This window comes from Povalibacter sp. (genome assembly GCF_036735925.1).
Classification (GTDB): Bacteria; Pseudomonadota; Gammaproteobacteria; order Steroidobacterales; family Steroidobacteraceae; genus Steroidobacter.
Window position 1 is genome coordinate 9,188 of the sequence record NZ_DAINNK010000012.1, and the last position, 18,790, is coordinate 27,977.

Here is an 18,790-nt window from a genome sequence, read left to right on the forward strand (position 1 = left end):
ACTTCGCCTCCGACAGCACCTTCTGCAGTTCGCCGCTGTTGTACATCTCCATGATGATGTCCGAGCCGCCGATCAGTTCGCCGTTCACGTAGAGCTGGGGATAGGTCGGCCAGTTCGAGTACTGCTTCAGCGCTTCGCGCAGTTCCGGGTCCTCGAAAATATTCACATGTCCGAAGCTTGCGCCGGCTGCGCTCAGTGCGCGCACGGCAGCGGCGGAAAAGCCGCACTGGGGAAAGTCCGGCGTGCCCTTCATGTAGAGCAGCACGGGATTGGCAGAGAGCTGTGACTTGATGCGTTCAATGACGTCCACGGATGACACCTCGACAGGATTTCTCGACTTTACGGCACTCGTAACCGGTCGCGACGTTCGCTGGCGCGGCGGCAGACTTCGATCTGCTCCGCGGCGGACAGGCGCGACCAGTGGGCAATCTCGCTCAGCTCGCGACCGCAGCCGATGCAGACACCCTGGCCGTTCAGGGTACACACCTTGGTGCACGGCGAGGCGACCGGGATCGACGGAAGTGGCTGCGAATTCATGAACGAGGGGCCGTGCGGGGCGGAAATTATGGGGACCGCGCCCTGTTTGTTCAATGCCGTCCGGGAAATCAGGGAGTTATGCCGCACGAGGCGGGGGTTCGCGCCAATCGTCGGCGTGGATCGGCTGTGATCTAATCCCGCCGCATGAACGTTCCTGCCCTGCCGCACGATATCGACACCCAGATCGCCCGCGCACTCGCCGAAGACGTCGGCGACGGCGATCTGACGGCTTCGCTCATTCCCGCCGACAAACGCGCCCGGGCGACGGTGATCTCCCGCGAGGACGCCGTACTGTGCGGACGCGCATGGTTCGACGCCGTATTCCGTCAGCTCGATCCGGCGATCGAGATCCGCTGGTTCGCGACCGACGGCGATCGCATCGCGGCCAATCAGAAGCTCTGCGAACTGAGCGGTTCGGCGCGGCATCTGCTGACGGGCGAACGTACCGCACTCAACTTTCTGCAAACTCTTTCCGCAACTGCCACGGCGACGCGCGCCCACGTCGATGCAATCGCGGGCACGAATACGCGCGTGCTCGACACGCGCAAGACGATTCCCGGCCTGCGCCTGGCGCAGAAATACGCCGTGGTCTGCGGCGGCGGCGTCAACCATCGCATCGGCCTGTTCGATGCCATTCTGGTGAAAGAGAACCACATCGCTGCAGCGGGCTCGATCGCTGCAGCCGTAGCCCAGGCGCGCAGGATCGCGGGCCAGCGCGTCGTCGAAGTCGAAGTGGAGAATCTCGATGAACTGCGTCAGGCGCTCGCGACCGATATCGATCGCATCCTGATCGACAACTTCACGCTGGAAATGATGCGCGAGGCCGTGGCCATCAATCGTCGGCACGACAATGGCCGGGTGAAGCTGGAGGCTTCAGGCAACGTATCGATGGCAACGATTCGCGGGATTGCCGAGACCGGCGTGGATTTCATCAGCATCGGCGGCCTGACCAAGCATGTGCAGGCCGTCGATCTGTCGATGCGGTTCGTGCTGTAGAACCGGATTCTTCTTGTAGGTCAGGCTTCAGCCTGACTCCGACAAAGAGGTCGGCTAAAGCCGGCCCCACAGCAGACAAGCAGAAGATCAGCAGCTACTTCAGATTCGCCGCGGCAAACTCGTAGTTGGCGAGCCGATTGAGGAAATTGTCCGTGAAGTCCGGACGGCGGTTGCGGAAATCGACGTAGTACGCGTGCTCCCACACGTCGAGCACCAAGAGCGGCTTGCTCTCGCCCGTCGCGATCGGCGTGCCGGCGTTCGGCGTCTTGGTGATGGCGAGCTTGCCGTCCTTGCCCAGCACCAGCCACGCCCAGCCCGAACCGAACTGACCCAGCGCCGCCGCCTTGAACTGCGCCTTGAACTGATCGACGCCGCCGAAATCGGCCGTCAGTTTCTGCTCCAGCGCGCCGGGAATGCCGCCGCCGTTCGGCGACAGCGAATTCCAGAAGAAGCTGTGATTCCAGTGCTGGCCGGCATTGTTGAAGACCGGCGTCAGGTCTTCCTTGCCGTGCGACAGCTTCACCAGCTCTTCGAGCGACTTGCCCTTGAGCGCGTCGTTCTTTTCGACCAGGCCGTTCAATGCCGTCACGTAGGTCTGATGGTGCTTGCCGTGATGCAGCTCGAGGGTTTCCTGGCACATGCCGCGCTCGGCCAGCGCACCGTAGGCATAGGGTAGTGTCGGCAGACTGAAACTCATGGCGATCTCCGATAGGTTTGAAGCCGCGGCACCTGCGAACCGCTGGCAGATCCTTCTCCCGCGAACGACCTCGTCGCAACGAATGCGTGATACGAAAACCGTCGAGCGTGAGTGGGAGGCCGGGCGCGCACGGGCAGGTACGCCGGTCGATCTCCGCCCGGCAAAATAACAGCGGGCCCCGCGGCTCGCAAGCAAGGCACCGGTCGGCCGTGGCGCTCGAGCCTCGCTCAAATCCGCGCATCTACGCTCGATTTGGCGTAGATTCGGCCCCGCGATCGTGCCGCCCATCTCGAGGCGGTGTACAGCGAAATGACGGCGATGCAGCGCCGCGAGAACCAGCGGTCATCAATGCAACTTGTCGCGAGCCGAACACCCACCTTCCAGCGCGTGTTGATCGTGCGTTTCGGTGCGCTCGGCGACATGGTGCTGCTGACGCCGATGATCCAGCGACTGCAGCAGCGATTCGGCGTGCCGGTGGACCTCGTCAGCTCCGGCAGCTGGACGCGGCCGTTGCTCGAAGGACAACCCGGCGTCGGCGAGATCATGCTCGTCGGCAGCCGGCGGCGGCCGTATTTTCTCAGTCCGGATCAGCAACGCCTCGTGCGCTGGTTGCGCGAGCGCGGCCCGACACCCACCTGGTTCGCTCATCCGCATGATGTCGGTCGCGATCTGCTGCGCCGGGGCAGGATCCCCGACGAATTCGTCTGCGATTTCACGCATGTCATTCCCGGCGAACATGACGCCGATCGCTGGGTGCGATTCGCCGACGACACGCCCGCGGTGCTCGGCCAAGCCTACCCGCCTCCGGCATTGCCGCGACCTTCGCATGCGTTCCTGCAGGTGACGTCGGCAATGCGCAGCGACCTGCAGCCCTGGCTACACCGCCATGGATTGGCAGACCAGTCCCTGATTGCGATCCAGGCTGGCAACAAGCGCACGATGCGCTCGTGGAATCGTCGCCGCGTGACGAACAAGAAGTACTGGCCCGAAGAACGCTGGGCCGAAGTGATCCGCGCCGTACGTCAGGACTGCCCACGCAGCGCGATCGTGCTGCTGGGCGTGCCGCAGGAATCCGATCTCAACGAGGACATCATCCGTGCCGCGCGCGTGACGAACATCCACAACGTCGCCAACGATCTGCCCGTGCCCATCCTGATCGCACTGCTCGAACGTACCGACAGCATGATTTCCGTCGACACCGGTCCAGCGCACGTCGCCGCCGCAGTGGGCTGCCCCGTCGTCACGCTGTTCGCCGATGCCGACCCCGCCCGCTACCGTCCCGGCGGACGCGACAGTTCGTCAGTCGTGCTTCAGGGACACATCGACGGCCAGCCCAACATTCTTGGAATCGACGCTGCACGCGTCATTGCCGCGTGGCGCGAGATACCGCAGCGTGTACCGGATCGCGCGCCGGCCGAAGCGCTGGCGGGGCAGTAAGAAGAGGGAGTTTCACACGGAGATCACGGAGGCCACGGAGGCCACGGAGAGGAGAAGATCAAGAATTTCACACAGAGAGCACGGAGAGCACAGAGGTCAAGAAGATTTCAGATCGGATTTTCTTTCTCTGTGTTCTCTGTGTGAAATCCTTTTCTGCTCCGTGCTCTCCGTGCTCTCCGTGCTCTCCGTGCTCTCCGTGCTCTCCGTGCTCTCCGTGAACTCCGTGTGAAACCTCTTTCTCTTATCCCACCACCGCCCGCATCACCCGCTGCGGCGTAGCGATGCCGAAGCCCTGCGCATAGTCCACGCCCAGGCTGCGCAGCATCTCGATGATCTCGGCGTTCTCGGCGAATTCGGCGATGGTCTGCTTGCCGGTGAGGTGGCCGATCTCGTTGATCGAGCGCACCATCTCGCGGTCGATCGGGTCGTGGAGGATCTCCTTGACGAAGCTGCCGTCGATCTTGAGGAAGTCGACGGGAAAGTGCTTGAGGTAGCCGAACGACGACAGGCCCGTGCCGAAGTCGTCCAATGCAAAGCGGCAGCCGAGTTCCTTGAGTGCGTGAATGAACCGGTTGGCCTGCGAGAAACTCGCGATGGCCGCCGTCTCGGTGATCTCGAAACAGATCTTCGAGGCATCGATGCCGCTGCGATGGAAGTGATCGATCACGAACGGCAGGAACTTGTCGTCGCCGAGGCTCTGGCCCGACAGGTTGATGGAACACATCGCGAGCTTCTCGCGCTCGTCGGCTTCCGAGACCAGCCAGCGCAGCGCGTGCTCGATCATCCAGCGATCGATGTTCGGCGTCAGGCCGTAGCGTTCGGCGGCGGCGATGAACTGATCGGGCGCGACGATCTTGCCGGCCTCGTCGCGCATGCGCAGCAGCAGTTCGTAGTGCAGCCCCAGGTCCGGCGTCTGCAGCGGCTGGATCACCTGGCGATAGATCTCGAAGCGGTTGTCTTCGAGCGCGTTGTTGATGCGCGCCGCCCATTGCATTTCGCGGCGACGACGCATCAGGTCGATGTCGTTTTCCTGGAAGCTGTAGATGCGGTTGCGGCCGCTTTCCTTGGCGGCGGCGCAGGCGCTGTCGGCGGCCGACAGCAATGAAGCCACGTCTTCGTTCTCGGTCGACAGCGGCACGACGCCGATGCTGGCGCCGAGCCGGAACGTGCGCTCTTCCCACACGAACTTGTAGTTGCGGATCGCTTCGCGCAGCGCTTCGGCACTGCGGATCGCCTCTTCGAGCGAACAGCTTTCGAGCAGCACGCCGAATTCGTCGCCGCCGAGCCGCGCCACGGTATCGCGCCAGCGGATCTTCGACTTGAGCAGCGCGCCGACCTGACCGAGCAGTGCATCGCCCGCGCTGTGGCCGCAGTTGTCGTTGATGATCTTGAACTGGTCGAGATCGATGTGGCACAGCGCAAACGACGCCTCGCGCGCCCTCGAACTCTTCATGGCGCGTTCGAGCCGCGACTCGAATTCGCGGCGGTTCACCAGGCCCGTCAGGATGTCGTGGCTTGCGTGATAGGAGAGCTTGCGGTTCAGCTCGCGGCTTTCGCTCACGTCATGGAACACCAGCACGCCGCCGCAGACGGAGCCTGCGCCGTCGCGGATCGGCGAGGCGCAGCTTTCGATGTACAGCTCGTTGCCGTCGCGACGGATCAACAGCGTCGGACGCACCGACTTGATGGCGCGCGTGCGGCGGATCGACACCGCGAGCGGGTTTTCCAGCGGCTCGCAGGTTTCCTCGTGGAAGCTGCGGAAGATTTCATCGATCACGCGGCCCTGCGCATGTTCGAGCCGCCAGCCGGTGAGCTGCTCGGCGACCGGATTCAGGTATTCGATACGGCAGTTCGAGTCCGTCGTGATCACGCCGTCGCCGATGGACTGCAGCGTGATCTGCGCGCTCTCTTTCTCGCGGAACAGCGCTTCTTCGTACAACTTGCGCTCGGTCACGTCGAGATCGACGCCGACGATGCGGCGCGTGCGGCCGTGTTCGTCGACGCGCGCCTTGGCGCGGCTCACGACCCACAGCCAGAAACCGTCGCGATGTTTCAGGCGATGCACGCTTTCGAACATCGGCTCCTTGCCGGCGAGATGATCGCGCAGCGCCGTCTGGACGCGCGGCAGATCCTCGGGATGCACCAGCGGCTGCCAGTCGATCAGCGGCTCGACCTCGTCGTCGGAGTAGCCGAGCATCGACTTCCAGCGCGGCGAGAAATACGACGTGGTCTTCTCCAGATCGAAATCCCACAGCCCGTCATTGGCGCCGTGCAGCGCGAGTTCGCTGCGTTCTTCGAGATCGTCGAACTGCGTGCGGTACTGCTTGCGTTCGAGACCGCTGGCATAGCTCGACGCCAGCAGTTTCATCGCCAGGTGCAGGTTGGCATCCCAGCTCTCGCGCGGTCGCGTCGAACACATCGCAAAGAAGCCGCGCACCTTGCCGGCCACGGCGAAGCCCACGAGAAGCAGCGCGCCGACCTGCAGCGCCGCGAAGCGCGCCGCTTCGGCGACGAGTTCGCGACGCGGCTGCTGCGTGTCGCGGATCTCGGCGATGCGGATGTGTTCGAGACGCTCGCGCAGATACGGAAGATTTTCTATCGACTGGCCCGCAAGCGTTTCGGGATTGAAGGTGGCGAACAGGCTCGCCGAGCCGACGACCTTGCGGATGGTCGGTTCGTGTTCGTCGATCAATGCGATGAAGAAAGCATCGAGTGCGGCCGCTTCGCGGACCGCATCGAGATTCTGACGTACCAGCGAATCGACATCGGCCGCCGGAGGATTCTGGAAATCGACGGCCGCCTTGGTCAGGACGACATCGAGTCCGGCCTTCGAGCGCTGCGTACCCGTGGGCGGTCGCGTAATGAAGAGACTGCCGCCCGCTGCGCGCGGAATCGGATCGATGGCCTTGGTCGGATCGCTCGCCACTGGGTGGAGCCCGAAGGGTCGTCGTCAGCGGAAACGCGAACTCACGCGGACGACAGCCGCATGGCTGCGCATTGCTGCCCGGAAATTGTTGTGTCGACCCGGCATGCCGGACCGGTCGGTGGCAGTCATTGGACGATCCTCCCGCCCTCGCTGCCCGACAGTGTTGAGATTATGGGCCGGCGACGGCTGCGGCCGATTGTGGCACGGCCTTGCAGAGGATCATAGCCGTCAACGACATACGATTACTTGTGCGAGTACTTCAGGGCCTGCGAGGGATCGTAGCGAATCGTCGCCGAAGCGCGACCACGCGCGATGCAGTCCGGACTCGCCGCTCCTTCGACGAGATACCAGTGCTCGCGGTTGGCGAGTCCCAGTTCGTGAGGCGAAACGTCGGGGAAGCAGGCATGCAGGACATACTCATCGACGAGCAATACCCGGTCGCGATCCTGCGACAGCCATAACGCCGCATCGGCTGCTTCCTGGTCTGCGTCGCGCCAGCGTGCGTGTCCGAAGTTCGTTACCGGCCGACGCAGTTCCAGCAGGTACTGCTCTCTGTACCCGACCAGTCCAAGTGGTCTGTCGGGTGGTGTCAGCGCTTCGACCCTGCGCATGAGTGCCGCCCCCGAGCGCACGGCATTGATCGCGGGATTCACGACGAAACTTACCCACACCAGCGTTGCCACCACCACCAGCCCCCACGCCAGGAATCCGCGATGCGGGCGGCAAAGCGCACACGCCAGGCCAGTCGCCAGTCCGAGACTCAGCAACGGCACGACACCATCGATGCCATGGAGATCGAGCAGTTTCTGGCGCTGCGCGGGTTCGAAGAACAGCCAGGCGCCACCCGCGAGGCCGACGATGGCGATCAGGCAGGCCAGTGCGAAGATCAGCCGCTGCGCACCGCGCCGCTGCGCGATGTGCGCCAGCACCGGCCCCGTCGCCAGCGCGAGCGCAGGCAATGCCGGCAGCACATAGACCCCCCGCTTGCCGGTGCTGAAGCTGAAGAACAGCACCACGATCGCGACCCAGGCCAGCGGCAGCAGCACGCGCAGATCCTTCTCGCGCAGCCGATCGCGCCAGCGCGGCACGAGCCAGGGCAGCAGCGCCGTGAACGGCAGCCACAGGCCGGGAATGACTTCGAGGATGAAATACCAGAACGGCTCGCGGTGATGCCACGCCGAGGCGTAGCGCTCGACTGTCTGTCCGAACAGGATCTCGTCGCGATAGGCGCGCAGTTCCGGAGTCGATTCCGCGGCCAGCAGCATCGGCGCGAGCCACACCGATACGGCCATCGACAATGCCAGCGGTCCCAGCCACCAGCGCCAGCCACCGCGAAACTGCGGTCGAGGCTGCCAGCCGCCCTTGCGGCTCAGCACATACGGCAGCAACACCAGCAGCGGCAGGAAGCCGACGCCCTTGGTGATGATGCCGAAGCCGGCGGCGGCCCAGCCGATCGTGTACCAGCCCCAGCGCGGACCCTGCAGGCAATGTCGCAGCAGTCCATACAGGCTGAGCGTCGTGAAGAAACAGAGCGTCGCATCGATCTGCGCCTGTCGTGCCTGCCACACGAACTGCACGCTGAACAGTAGTGCGAGCGCCGTCGCGAGTCCGGTCTCCCGATTCCAGAGCCGACGACCCAGGTCATAGACGAGAACGACGCAACCGAGGCTTGCGAACAGCGAAGGCAACAGGAATGCCCATCGCACCGAACCGGTCGCCGCGATACCGGCGGCGACCAGCCAGAAGAACAGCGGCGGCTTGTCGGCGTAGACATCGCCGCCGACCTGGGGAATGAGCCACTGTCCGGTCGCCAGCATGTCGCGGGCGATCAGGGCGAAGCGCGGCTCGTCCGCAGGCCACGGGTCGCGCAGCCCGATGCCCGTCGCCACCAGCAACAGCACCAGCCCTGTCAGCCAGAGCAGATCGATGCGCACATCGGCTGGACGATGCTGACCTGACCGGAACCACTGCTGGATGAAGGAGTCCACGCGATACCGGCGCCTAACGTTCGATGCCCTGCTCCACGACCTTCGGCCGCGGCGGATTGCGCTTGAGAATCCAGCGCACGCCGAACAGATCGACGATGCCGACCCACAGCCGATTCCACAGCCCGTACTTCGACGTGCCGTGCATGCGCGCACGATGCCGCACGGGCACCGAGATCACTTCGGCGCCGGCGTTGAGGAACAGCGGCGGCAGGAAGCGATGCATGTGATCGAAACGCGGCAGGTCGAGGAACGTCGCGCGATGCATGATCTTGATGCCGCAGCCCGAGTCGGGCGTCGCATCGTCGAGAAACCAGCTGCGCACGCCATTGGCTACGCGGGACGAGACCTTGCGCAGCCACGTGTCCTGGCGCGACGCCTTGCGATTGCCCATGACCAGTTTCGCGCCGTCGCCGCGCGCCTCGCGCGCAGCGATCAGCACGGGAATGTCGGCCGGATCGTTCTGGCCGTCGCCATCGAGTGTCGCAATCCATTCGGCGCGCGCCGCGCGCACGCCGCTATGGACCGCGGCGCTCTGACCGCTGCGTCGCGAATGCCGCAGCAATCGCAGCTCGGGAATTTCCTGGACTTGCGCCGCCAGCAGCGCCGCGGCCGTGCCGTCGGTGCTGCCGTCATCGACGAAGATGATTTCGAAGGGACGAAATCCCTCCAATGCCTGGCAGATTTCCCGCGCCAGCGGGCCGACGTTCTCTTCTTCGTTGCAGACCGGGATGACAACCGAAATTCGCATGATTCCTGCACTGTGCTTCCGGACGGTTCCTTGTTCGACAGGGAGAATAGCGGGCGCCACGCCGCCGCCGCATTACGTCCCCGCCATACGACGGCGCCCGCAGATCGCAGTTAGACGTACGCCCCTGCGGGAATCAATCGTCATAGATCGCAGACCGCCCTTGTAATGATCGGGCGCCGACCTATGCTCCATGGCATGCACGCGCATCATCCGCATGACCACCACGACCCTGCGCACGGACCGCAGGATCGGCGAGCCGCCTCTCACGACGGTCATGCCCATCATCACGACCCTGCCCATGGTTCCGGAAAGCTGCTGGCGCTCGCCCTGGCGCTGACCGCCGGCTTCATGGTCATCGAGTTCGCGGGCGGACTGATCGCCGGTTCGCTGGCGCTGCTGGCCGATGCCGGCCACATGCTCACGGACGCCGCGGCGCTGGGCGTTGCGTGGGCTGCCGTACTCATCGCGAGACGCCCGGCCGATCTGCGGCGTACGTTCGGCTATCAGCGACTGCGCGTGCTGGCGACCTTCGTGAACGGCTGCGCCCTGATGTTCATCACGGCGTGGATCTGTATCGAGGCAGTGCAGCGCTTCCTGCAGCCGGCACCGGTCGACGGTTCGATGATTCTGTGGATCGGCAGCGCCGGACTGGTGATCAACCTGGTGGTGTTCGCCCTGCTGCGGCGGGGCGACTCGCACGACATGAACATCGCCGCCGCGACGTTGCACGTCCTCGGCGATCTGCTCGGATCCGTCGCCGCCATCGTCGCGGCACTCGTCATCATGTTCACGGGCTGGACGCCCATCGACCCGCTGCTGTCGGTCTTCGTGTGCCTGCTGATCGTGCGCAGCGCATGGTCGCTGATCCGGCGTTCGACGCACATCCTGATGGAAGGCTCGCCGGAGGGAATCGACATCGCGGAACTGCGTCGCACGCTGGAAGAACGGGTGCCGGACATTCGCGACGTCCACCACATCCACACCTGGCTGGTCGGACCGCAGGAAATCCTGCTGACCATGCACGCCTCCGTCGGCACGGGCGCAGATCACGCGAGGGTATTGCGAGAGGCGCAGGCCGTGCTGTCGGAACGCTACGGCATTACGCACGCGACGATACAGATCGAAGCGGAGGACTGCGCCGACGAGCACCCCTCTTCCTGTGGGGCCGGCTTCAGCCGGCCTTGAGGCTAAGGAGTCAGGCTGAAGCCTGACCTACAGGAAGAGATCAACGCTTCAACGCATCCGCCGCGAGGCGATAAGTCTCGAGCATGCGCCGTTCCATCTCGACCTGCGCCTGCTCCATCTCTTCATCCGTCATGTCGCGCGGCGGATAGAACGGCTCGCCGGCGGCGATGCAGATGCGGCCGAAGGGCACGGGAATCACGAACTTGTCCCAGGTCTTCAGCACCCAGGCCGGACGCGCAGCGAAGGCGAGCGGAATGACGGGCTTGCCCGCGACGCGGGCCGTGAAGATCGCACCGGCCTTGAACCTGAAGCGCGGCCCCTTGGGCCCGTCCGGCGTGACCGCCGCCGAAATGCCTTCCTTCTCGATGGCCTGCTTGATGCCGCGCACCGCGCGCATCCCCGAATAGGTGCTGGAGCCGCGCACCACATGGACTCCATAAGCCTGCGCCAGCATCGTCGGCGCCTCGCCATCGACGGACGGCGAAATCATGAAACCGGGCTTGAGCGGCGGCGAAATGTGTCTGCTGACCAGGAAGCGCGCGCAGATCAGCAGATGCTGGTGCCAGCACACCGGCACGACGGCGCCGTGCTCCTCGACCCGCTTGCGGAAGCGGTCGATTCCCACGTAACGAAAGCGGCAGGTGAGGAACAGGATTTCCAGGACCAGCATCGCCACGCCGACGGCGATTCGATACACGAAAACGCGACCCCATGTGAGGCTGCGACTCGATCTGGAACGTGCGGGTGTGGTCACTGCGTCCGGCCCCGAAAACGCAAACGCCGCGCTTGGGGCGCGGCGTCTGTGTCACGAAAAAGTGGTGCCGGAGAGAGGACTTGAACCCCCGACCCGCGCATTACGAATGCGCTGCTCTACCAACTGAGCTACTCCGGCCCGCGAGGGGGGCGAAGTATAGAGAAAGAAGCCGGAGAGAGGTAGCAGACGCCCGCAATCTGTGAACTGTCAGCGGGGAGCGTGCTTTTTGCGAATCCGGATCACCACCTCGATGGCCTCGGCCTCCATGCCCGCCGGCAGCGCGGGAAACCGGCTGAAGGCGATCTCGTCGGGGTGGATGTCGCGCAGCTCACCGGTCTCCAGGTCGTGGAAATGATGATGCGGCGCTCGGGTGGAGTCGTACACGGACCGTTCCGGGTCCAGGTGGATCTGGCGGATCAGCCCGGTCTGGGCCAGCACCTTGAGCGTGTTGTAGACGGTGGCCTTGGAAACGCGCTCGCCGCCCTGCCGGACCGCCGCCAGGATCTGTTCGGCAGTCATGTGGGTGGGCGCATGCATCAGGATTTCGGCGACCCGCACGCGCTGGCCGGTCGGTTTGAGACCATGGAGCTGCAATTCATCGACGATCGATTCCCGGCTCATCGGGGATTGCGGGTAGGCCTGAAACAGACTGCTCACGGCGGCGGGTACGGTGGCTCGAAGAAACTGCCGGGGAGCATACCCCCGGCCCGGCGGCCGCGGCCAGCCGGCTCCGAAAAACTGGCTGAAAGTCGAGAAACTCCGCACCGCGCAGCCGTTCTCTCCCGATAGGCTGCTCTCCTGTACAGCCAATTCTGGAGCGCATGGATGCGTGCCCGTCGACCACGGTCTGCAGGGATCACCCTGCTGGAAATGATGATGACGCTGACCATCGTCGCCATTCTGGGCGGCCTCGCCGTGCCGGGCTTCACCGGCATGATCCGCGACAACGAACGCACGACCGCCGTGAACAGCTTCGTGCACGCGCTGTATCTCGCCCGCTCGGAAGCGATCAAGCGCGGGCGGATCGTCAGTCTCTGCAAGTCATCGAACGGTTCGACCTGCAACAACGGCGCCGCCGCCTGGAGCGAGGGCTGGATGGTCTTCGTCAACGACGACGCCGATGACCTGCCGCAACGCGACGACGGCGAAGACATCCTGATGGTCTACCAGGGATGGTCGAACGGCTCGATCACGTCCAACCGCCTCGCCTATTCGTTTCGCGCGTACAACCAGGGTGTCGTCAACGGCACCCTGCTCTTCTGCGACGCTCGCGGCGGTGCGCATGCACGGGCGATCATCATCAGTCAGACGGGGCGACCGCGGGTGTCGCAGCGCGACTCGAGCAACAAGCCGCTGCGCTGTCCGTGAAGCGGGGCGACGGCCTGGGAGATGCGGGCGAGGCCGGCAGGCTATAGGCTGCGCAAAACAGCTCGCTGCCCCGCCCATGCAACTCCGGCTCACCGCTCACCGCCCACCGCTCCGCTTTTCGGGTTTCACCCTGGTCGAAGTCATCGCCGCCCTGCTGGTGGTCGGCATCGGTCTCATCGGTATTGCGGCCCTGTATGGCGAGGCCATGCAGACGGAGATCGACACGCATCCGCAGGCCCAGGCTGCGCGGCTCGCCCAGCTCATGGCAGAGAAGGTGAACGCGAATGCGGCCGGACGAACCGGCTATGCCAATGTGATCGGCGTGCTGTGCACGGAAACGCGCGATCCGCGCCCGGTCAATGCCGCCGCCCAGGAAGCGGCCTGCTGGCACGACGAGATCCGCAAGGCGCTGCCGAACGGCAGCGGCGCAATCACGCGCGATCTGACGACGAATCCGCCGACCTTCGTCGTTTCGGTGAGCTGGTCCGCAGCCGGTGCGGGTGCGGCGTCGTACGTGGTGCGCGTGCAGCCTTCGAAATGAAATTTCAGTTCGCGACGCGCGCGATGCGCAGTTCGCGCGGCAGGCTGAACACGACGCTTTCCTGCTGGCCCACCAGGTTCACCGGCGCTTCGCCGCCCCATTCGCGGATTTTCGCTACGACCCGCTCGACCAGGATCTCCGGCGCCGAGGCGCCTGCGGTAACACCGACGCACTTCCTGCCTTCGAACCATTCGCGCTTCAGATCCTCGGGGCCGTCGATGAGGTAGCCCGGGATGCCGGCCTTCTCCGCGATCTCGCGCAGGCGGTTGGAGTTGGAGCTGGTGGGCGAGCCGACGACCAGGATCAGATCGCAGCGCTGCACGAGCTGCTTCACCGCGTCCTGGCGGTTCTGGGTCGCGTAGCAGATGTCTTCCTTGCGAGGATTCGCCAGTTCAGGGAAACGGCGGCGCAGTGCATCGACGACCAGTTGCGTGTCGTCGACCGACAGCGTCGTCTGCGTGACGAAGGCCAGCTGCTCGGGATTGCGCACGTCCAGGTGCTCGACGTCAGCCGGCGTCTCGACCAGCAGGATGCGGCCGCCGAACGAGGTATCGAACTGCCCCATCGTGCCCTCGACCTCCGGATGCCCTTCGTGACCGATCAGGATCACGTCGCGCCCTTCGCGCGCATAGCGCGTCACTTCCATGTGCACCTTGGTGACGAGCGGACAGGTCGCGTCGAAGACTTTCAGGTCGCGGCCGCGCGCTTCGTCCTGCACTGCCCGCGACACGCCATGCGCACTGAAGATCACCGTGGCGCCGGCAGGCACCTCGTTCAGTTCCTCGACGAACACCGCACCCATGTTGCGCAGGCGATCGACGACGTAGCGGTTGTGCACGACTTCGTGTCGCACGTAGATCGGCGCACCGAAGAGTTCGATGGCCCGTTCGACGATATCGATCGCGCGATCGACGCCGGCGCAGAAACCGCGGGGATTGGCGAGCAGGATCTGCACTACTGTTTCTCCGCCGGAGCTGCCGCCTTTTCTTTCTCGCGCCCGCTCTCACCCATTTTTTCGCGTCCGCTCTCGCGGAACGCATCGATCAGGAGACAGACCGCGCCGATCGAAATGGCCGTGTCCGCGATATTGAACGCCGGGAAATCCCAGGTGCGCCAGTGAAAATAGATGAAGTCGACGACATAGCCGTGCCAGACGCGATCGATGACATTGCCCAGCGCGCCGCCCAACACCAGCGACAGGCCGATGGCCAGGATCGTCTGTTCGGGCGTACGCAGCTTGCGCAGCCACAGCATCAGCACCACGCTCACGACCAGCACGAGCGCAATGAAGAACCAGCGCTGCCAGCCGCCGGCATCGTGCAGCATGCTGAAGGCGGCGCCGCGATTCTCCAGGTACACGATTTCGAGAATCGGCAACAGCGCGAAGCTCGCCTTGCCCTTCACCGAACCGACGACCAGCGCCTTCGTCACCTGATCCATCAGCACCACGAAGAACGACAGCCACAGCCAGTTGCTGGCGCCGCGCGTGGGATGAAACCAGACCTTGGAAAGAGGTGCGTTCATGCGCAGACAGCCCCCACCCTGCCCTCCCCCGCAAGCGGAGGAGGGGAAGAATTGGAGCGAGGTTCGCGCCTACTTCCCTCCTCCGCGAAGCGGGGGAGGGTCAGGGTGGGGGCGATCGGGTGCGTGGAATTCATTTCGTGCAGCACTTGGTTCAGGTGAAGCGGCGCGATTCGCCGGGGCCATCGATGTTCGTCACGCAACGCCCGCACAGCTCCGGATGTTTCGCATTCGCGCCCACCTCCGGACGTTTGTGCCAGCAGCGCACGCACTTGGTCGCCGTCGTCGGCTTGACGACGATCCAGGCCGTATTGCGATCGTCGTTCTGCGCCGGCGCCGCGTCGGCCGGACGCGCATCGGCCGGATGCACGCGGGCGGCCGAGGTGATGAACACGAAGCGCAGTTCCTCGCCGAACTCGCCCAGCGTCTGCAGCAATGCCGGCGCGCAGTACACATCGACTTCCGCATCGAGCGGCGCACCGATCGCGCCTTCGTTGCGGACCTTCTCCAGTTCGCGCGCCACGGCGCTGCGCACGTCGAGCACGGCATCCCAATCGACCGACGGCCGCACCGCCGCGCCCTGCGGCAACTGCGCCCACGTTTCAAAGAACACCGACTGGCCGCGCTCGCCGTTGCCCGTGGACTTCGGCAGATGCCGCCAGATCTCCTCGCCCGTGAAAGAGAGAATCGGCGCGAGCCAGCGCACCATCGCTTCGGCGATCCAGAACATGGCCGTCTGCGCGGAACGTCGCGCCGCGCTCTTCGCCGGCGTCGTGTACAGACGATCCTTCAGCACATCGAGATAGAAGCCGCCGAGATCGACGCTGCAGAAGTTGTGCACCTTCTGGTAGATCAGGTGGAACTGGTAGTCGCGATACGCGGCGATCACCTCGTCCTGCACCTGCTGCGTGCGCCACAGCGCCCAGCGGTCGATGGCAACGAGCTGATCGACCGGCACCTGGTCAGTCGCAGGATCGAAGCCGGCGAGATTGCCCAGCAGGAAGCGCGCCGTGTTGCGCATGCGCCGATACGACTCGCCGACCCGCTTCAGGATCTCATCCGACAGACTCATTTCATTGGCGTAGTCGGTGGCCGCGATCCACAGGCGCAGCACGTCGGCGCCGAGCGAGCCGATGACCTTCTGCGGCACGATCACGTTGCCGAGCGACTTGGACATCTTGCGGCCCTTCTCGTCGATCGTGAATCCGTGCGTGAGCACGGCGCGATACGGCGCGCGATCGTGCAGGGCGACGGACGTCAGCAATGAACTATGGAACCAGCCGCGATGCTGGTCCGAGCCTTCCAGATACAGATCAGCCGGCGCCGTGATCTGCGGGAACATCGTCGTGACGCAGTGATGCATGACGCCGGAATCGAACCAGACATCCATGATGTCGGTGACTTTCTCGTAGTCCTTTGCCTCGGCACCGAGCAACTGTGCTGGGTCGAGATCGGCCCAGACATCGATGCCGTCCTTCTCCACCAGCTTCGCCACTTCATCCACGAGATCGGCAGAACGCGGATGCAGTTCGCCTGTCGCCTTGTGCGTGAACAGCGGAATCGGCACGCCCCAGACGCGCTGGCGCGAGATGCACCAGTCGGGACGATCCGCGATCATGTTGCCGATGCGGCTCTCGCCCCAGCCCGGCATCCACTTCACCTTGCCGATCTCGCGCAGCGCGCCGGCGCGCAGGCCCGCCTGTTCCATGCTGACGAACCACTGCGCCGTGGCGCGGAAAATCACCGGCGTCTTGTGACGCCAGCAGTGCGGATAGCTGTGACGCAGCGACTCGTCGTGCAGCAGTGCGTTGTGTTCCTTCAGCACTTCGATGACGTGCTTGTTCGCATCGAAGACCTTCTCGCCTTCGAAGAACTGCGTGCCGGCGACGAAACGTCCGTCGCTGCCGACCGGATTGTCGATCTTCAGCTTGTACTTCATGCCGACCGCATAGTCTTCCTGACCATGCCCGGGCGCGGTGTGCACGGCGCCGGTACCGGCATCGAGCGTGACGTGATCGCCGAGGATCACGGGGACGGTGCGATCGTAGAACGGATGCGCGAGCTGCAGCCCTTCGAGCGCGGCGCCGGTCGCTTCGGCGAGCTTCTTCGACTCAGCGACTTCCGCACGCTTCAGTACGCTGTCCGCCAGTTCGCTGGCGAGGATCAGCAGTTCCGATCCCGTGTCGATCAGCGAGTACTTGATCTCGGGCCCGAGCGCGACGGCCTGGTTCGCCGGCAGCGTCCATGGCGTAGTGGTCCAGATCACGACACTGGCGCGCGTCGACGGCGCCGTCGTCAATCCGAAGCGACGCGCCAGATCGGCCGCATCCTTCGCTGCGAACCGCACGTCGATCGCAGGCGAGGTCTTGTCCTCGTATTCGACTTCCGCCTCGGCCAGCGCGGAACGGCAATCGAGACACCAGTGCACCGGCTTCAGGCCCTTGTAGACGTGGCCATTGCGGATGATCTGCGCGAACGCTCGCAACTGCTCCGCCTCGTAGCGCGGCTGCATGGTCATGTACGGACGATCCCAGTCGCCCATTACGCCGAGGCGCTTGAAATCCTCGCGCTGGATGTTCACCTGCTCCATCGCGTATTCGCGGCAGGCCTGGCGGAAGGCGCGCGGTTCGAGCGACTTCACTTCCTTGCCGCGGGTCTTCTCGATCTGGTGTTCGATCGGCAGGCCGTGACAGTCCCAGCCCGGCACGTACGGCGCGTCGTAGCCGTCGATGGTGCGCGACTTGACGACGATGTCCTTCAGCACCTTGTTGATGGAGTGACCGAGATGGATCGCGCCGTTCGCATACGGCGGGCCGTCCGCGAGAATGAACGTCGGACGACCGCGTGCGATCTCGCGCAGCCTGGCGTAAATCGAATGCTCTTCCCACCACTTGAGCATGTCGGGCTCGCGGCGGGCCAGGTCGGCTTTCATGGGAAAGTCGGTCTGGGGAAGATTGATCGTGTCTTTGTACTCGGCCATGTCGTTTCGTCACCGCATCGGCGCGGCAGTCATCCTCGTAGGTCAGCCAGAACGCGCCGCGCTTCGGCCGCGTCCTTGTTCATCTGCGCCACCAGCGCATCCAGGTCCGGAAACCACAGTTCATCGCGCAATCGTGCAATGAAATCCACGTGCACGTAGCGGCGATACAGGTCGCCGCTGTAATCGAATATGTGGGCTTCCAGCAGCAATTCCTTCCCGTTCACGACGGGCCGGGTGCCGAGGCTCGCCACCCCGGGCGCATCCTGCAGCCCGCACCCTGACACACGCACGGCGAAAATGCCCGCCAGCGGCGTCGCGCGCCGATGCAATCGCAAGTTGACGGTCGGAAAGCCCAGCTTGCGGCCGAGCTTCTGTCCCTCGATCACCTTGCCGGTGATGCGATACGGGCGCCCGAGAAAACGCTCGGCGCGCGCCATGTCGCCCACGTCGAGCGCCTGCCGGATCAGCGAACTGCTCACGCGCTCGCCATCGATCTCGAACGGCGGCACTTCCGTCACGTCGAAGCCGTAGCGCGGCCCGGCTTCGCGCAGCGTCGCGACACTGCCTTCGTGCTGGCGCGCGAAACGGAAGTCGTGACCGACCACCAGGTGCTTCACGCCCAGGCCTTCCACCAGCACCCGCTCGATGAATTCGCCGCGCTCCATGGCGCGAATGCGCTCGTTGAAGTTCAGGCAGACGAACCGGTCGAGACCGTAGCGCTCGAACGCTTCGAAGCGCTCGCGAAACCGGGTCAGCCGCGCCGGCGGCATGTCCTTCGCAAAGTATTCGCGGGGCGTCGGCTCGAACGACAGGGCCGCGGCCGGCACGCCGTAATCCGCGGCCCGTTCGCGCACGACGCGGATCATCTCCTGGTGACCGCGGTGAACCCCGTCGAAGGCGCCGATCGTCAGCACGCAGCCCCGATGCCGGGGACGCAGATTGTGCAGGCCCCGGATCAATTCCATCGCGGCCTCATGAACTCCAGATCTTCATGGAAGGGCCGGGATTATAGGGGGCGGCGGCGCGGCCTGTGGGGCCGGCTTTAGCCGGCGTCTTTGGAGTCAGGCTAAAGCCTGACCTACAGGAAGAGGCAGCGGATCGCGCGGCTCCAC

The 18,790-nt window shown here is 64.6% G+C and carries 18 protein-coding genes and 1 tRNA gene; 6 read left to right on the plus strand and 13 right to left on the minus strand.

Annotated features, from left to right (window positions below; genetic code table 11):
- Both grxD and V7D81_RS05855 read right to left on the minus strand, forming a co-directional pair.
- The coding region (gene grxD / locus V7D81_RS05850) for a Grx4 family monothiol glutaredoxin (RefSeq protein WP_349257611.1) at positions 1–310 on the minus strand (310 nt) is incomplete at its 3' end.
- A 29-nt stretch (positions 311–339) separates the two neighbouring features.
- Positions 340–537, minus strand: a complete 198-nt coding sequence (locus tag V7D81_RS05855; protein WP_324315201.1) for a DUF1289 domain-containing protein — start codon at positions 535–537, stop codon at positions 340–342.
- Between the two features lie 144 nt (positions 538–681).
- Here V7D81_RS05855 and nadC point away from each other — a divergent pair, with 144 nt between their 5' ends.
- Positions 682–1,533: a carboxylating nicotinate-nucleotide diphosphorylase gene (gene nadC, locus V7D81_RS05860; protein WP_324315202.1), complete on the plus strand. Its 852-nt coding sequence runs from the start codon at positions 682–684 to the stop codon at positions 1,531–1,533.
- Positions 1,534–1,627: 94 nt separating this feature from the next.
- Here nadC and V7D81_RS05865 read toward each other — a convergent pair whose 3' ends face one another.
- Positions 1,628–2,230, minus strand: a complete 603-nt coding sequence (locus V7D81_RS05865; protein WP_324315203.1) for a superoxide dismutase — start codon at positions 2,228–2,230, stop codon at positions 1,628–1,630.
- A 348-nt stretch (positions 2,231–2,578) separates the two neighbouring features.
- Here V7D81_RS05865 and V7D81_RS05870 point away from each other — a divergent pair, with 348 nt between their 5' ends.
- A complete protein-coding gene (locus tag V7D81_RS05870) occupies positions 2,579–3,667 on the plus strand; it encodes a glycosyltransferase family 9 protein (RefSeq protein ID WP_324315204.1) in 1,089 nt (362 codons plus the stop codon).
- 241 nt (positions 3,668–3,908) lie between these two features.
- Here the strand turns inward: V7D81_RS05870 and V7D81_RS05875 are convergent, their stop codons facing one another.
- The 3 genes from V7D81_RS05875 to V7D81_RS05885 all read right to left on the minus strand — a co-directional run bounded on the left by V7D81_RS05875 (position 3,909) and on the right by V7D81_RS05885 (position 9,329).
- Positions 3,909–6,593, minus strand: coding sequence for an EAL domain-containing protein (locus V7D81_RS05875; RefSeq protein ID WP_324315205.1), 2,685 nt, complete (start codon positions 6,591–6,593; stop codon positions 3,909–3,911).
- Between the two features lie 242 nt (positions 6,594–6,835).
- On the minus strand, positions 6,836–8,581 hold the full coding sequence (locus V7D81_RS05880; protein ID WP_324315206.1) for an ArnT family glycosyltransferase: 1,746 nt from the start codon (positions 8,579–8,581) through the stop codon (positions 6,836–6,838).
- 13 nt (positions 8,582–8,594) lie between these two features.
- On the minus strand, positions 8,595–9,329 hold the full coding sequence (locus V7D81_RS05885; RefSeq protein ID WP_324315207.1) for a glycosyltransferase family 2 protein: 735 nt from the start codon (positions 9,327–9,329) through the stop codon (positions 8,595–8,597).
- A gap of 214 nt (positions 9,330–9,543) precedes the next feature.
- Between V7D81_RS05885 and V7D81_RS05890 the strand changes: the two genes are divergently transcribed.
- Entirely contained in the window at positions 9,544–9,666 is a 123-nt protein-coding gene (locus V7D81_RS05890) for a hypothetical protein (protein WP_324315208.1), read from the plus strand.
- Positions 9,667–9,677: 11 nt separating this feature from the next.
- Positions 9,678–10,514, plus strand: coding sequence for a cation diffusion facilitator family transporter (locus V7D81_RS05895; RefSeq protein WP_324315209.1), 837 nt, complete (start codon positions 9,678–9,680; stop codon positions 10,512–10,514).
- 40 nt (positions 10,515–10,554) lie between these two features.
- On the opposite strand, the gene V7D81_RS05900 is transcribed toward V7D81_RS05895, so the two are convergent.
- From V7D81_RS05900 to V7D81_RS05910, 3 genes are all read right to left on the minus strand, one after another.
- Positions 10,555–11,211, minus strand: coding sequence for a lysophospholipid acyltransferase family protein (locus V7D81_RS05900; RefSeq protein ID WP_324315210.1), 657 nt, complete (start codon positions 11,209–11,211; stop codon positions 10,555–10,557).
- A 119-nt stretch (positions 11,212–11,330) separates the two neighbouring features.
- A tRNA-Thr gene (locus V7D81_RS05905) sits at positions 11,331–11,406 on the minus strand.
- 69 nt (positions 11,407–11,475) lie between these two features.
- Positions 11,476–11,925, minus strand: coding sequence for a Fur family transcriptional regulator (locus V7D81_RS05910; protein ID WP_324315211.1), 450 nt, complete (start codon positions 11,923–11,925; stop codon positions 11,476–11,478).
- A gap of 168 nt (positions 11,926–12,093) precedes the next feature.
- Between V7D81_RS05910 and V7D81_RS05915 the strand changes: the two genes are divergently transcribed.
- Together V7D81_RS05915 and pilV are read left to right on the plus strand one after the other, a co-directional pair.
- Positions 12,094–12,636 (plus strand): GspH/FimT family pseudopilin, encoded by a 543-nt coding sequence (locus V7D81_RS05915; RefSeq protein WP_324315212.1) that lies wholly within the window; start codon positions 12,094–12,096, stop codon positions 12,634–12,636.
- 76 nt (positions 12,637–12,712) lie between these two features.
- Entirely contained in the window at positions 12,713–13,177 is a 465-nt protein-coding gene (gene pilV, locus V7D81_RS05920; protein ID WP_324315213.1) for a type IV pilus modification protein PilV, read from the plus strand.
- 4 nt (positions 13,178–13,181) lie between these two features.
- On the opposite strand, the gene ispH is transcribed toward pilV, so the two are convergent.
- From ispH to V7D81_RS05940, 4 genes are all read right to left on the minus strand, one after another.
- Positions 13,182–14,132, minus strand: coding sequence for a 4-hydroxy-3-methylbut-2-enyl diphosphate reductase (ispH, locus tag V7D81_RS05925; protein WP_324315214.1), 951 nt, complete (start codon positions 14,130–14,132; stop codon positions 13,182–13,184).
- Positions 14,132–14,701, minus strand: a complete 570-nt coding sequence (lspA, locus tag V7D81_RS05930) for a signal peptidase II (RefSeq protein WP_324315215.1) — start codon at positions 14,699–14,701, stop codon at positions 14,132–14,134. Before lspA ends, ispH begins: the two co-directional genes overlap by 1 nt.
- Before the next feature lie 151 nt (positions 14,702–14,852).
- Complete coding sequence (ileS, locus tag V7D81_RS05935; RefSeq protein ID WP_324315216.1) at positions 14,853–17,678, minus strand: isoleucine--tRNA ligase; 2,826 nt, start codon at positions 17,676–17,678, stop codon at positions 14,853–14,855.
- A gap of 29 nt (positions 17,679–17,707) precedes the next feature.
- Positions 17,708–18,643, minus strand: a complete 936-nt coding sequence (locus V7D81_RS05940; protein WP_324315217.1) for a bifunctional riboflavin kinase/FAD synthetase — start codon at positions 18,641–18,643, stop codon at positions 17,708–17,710.
- Between the last annotated feature and the right edge of the window lie 147 nt (positions 18,644–18,790).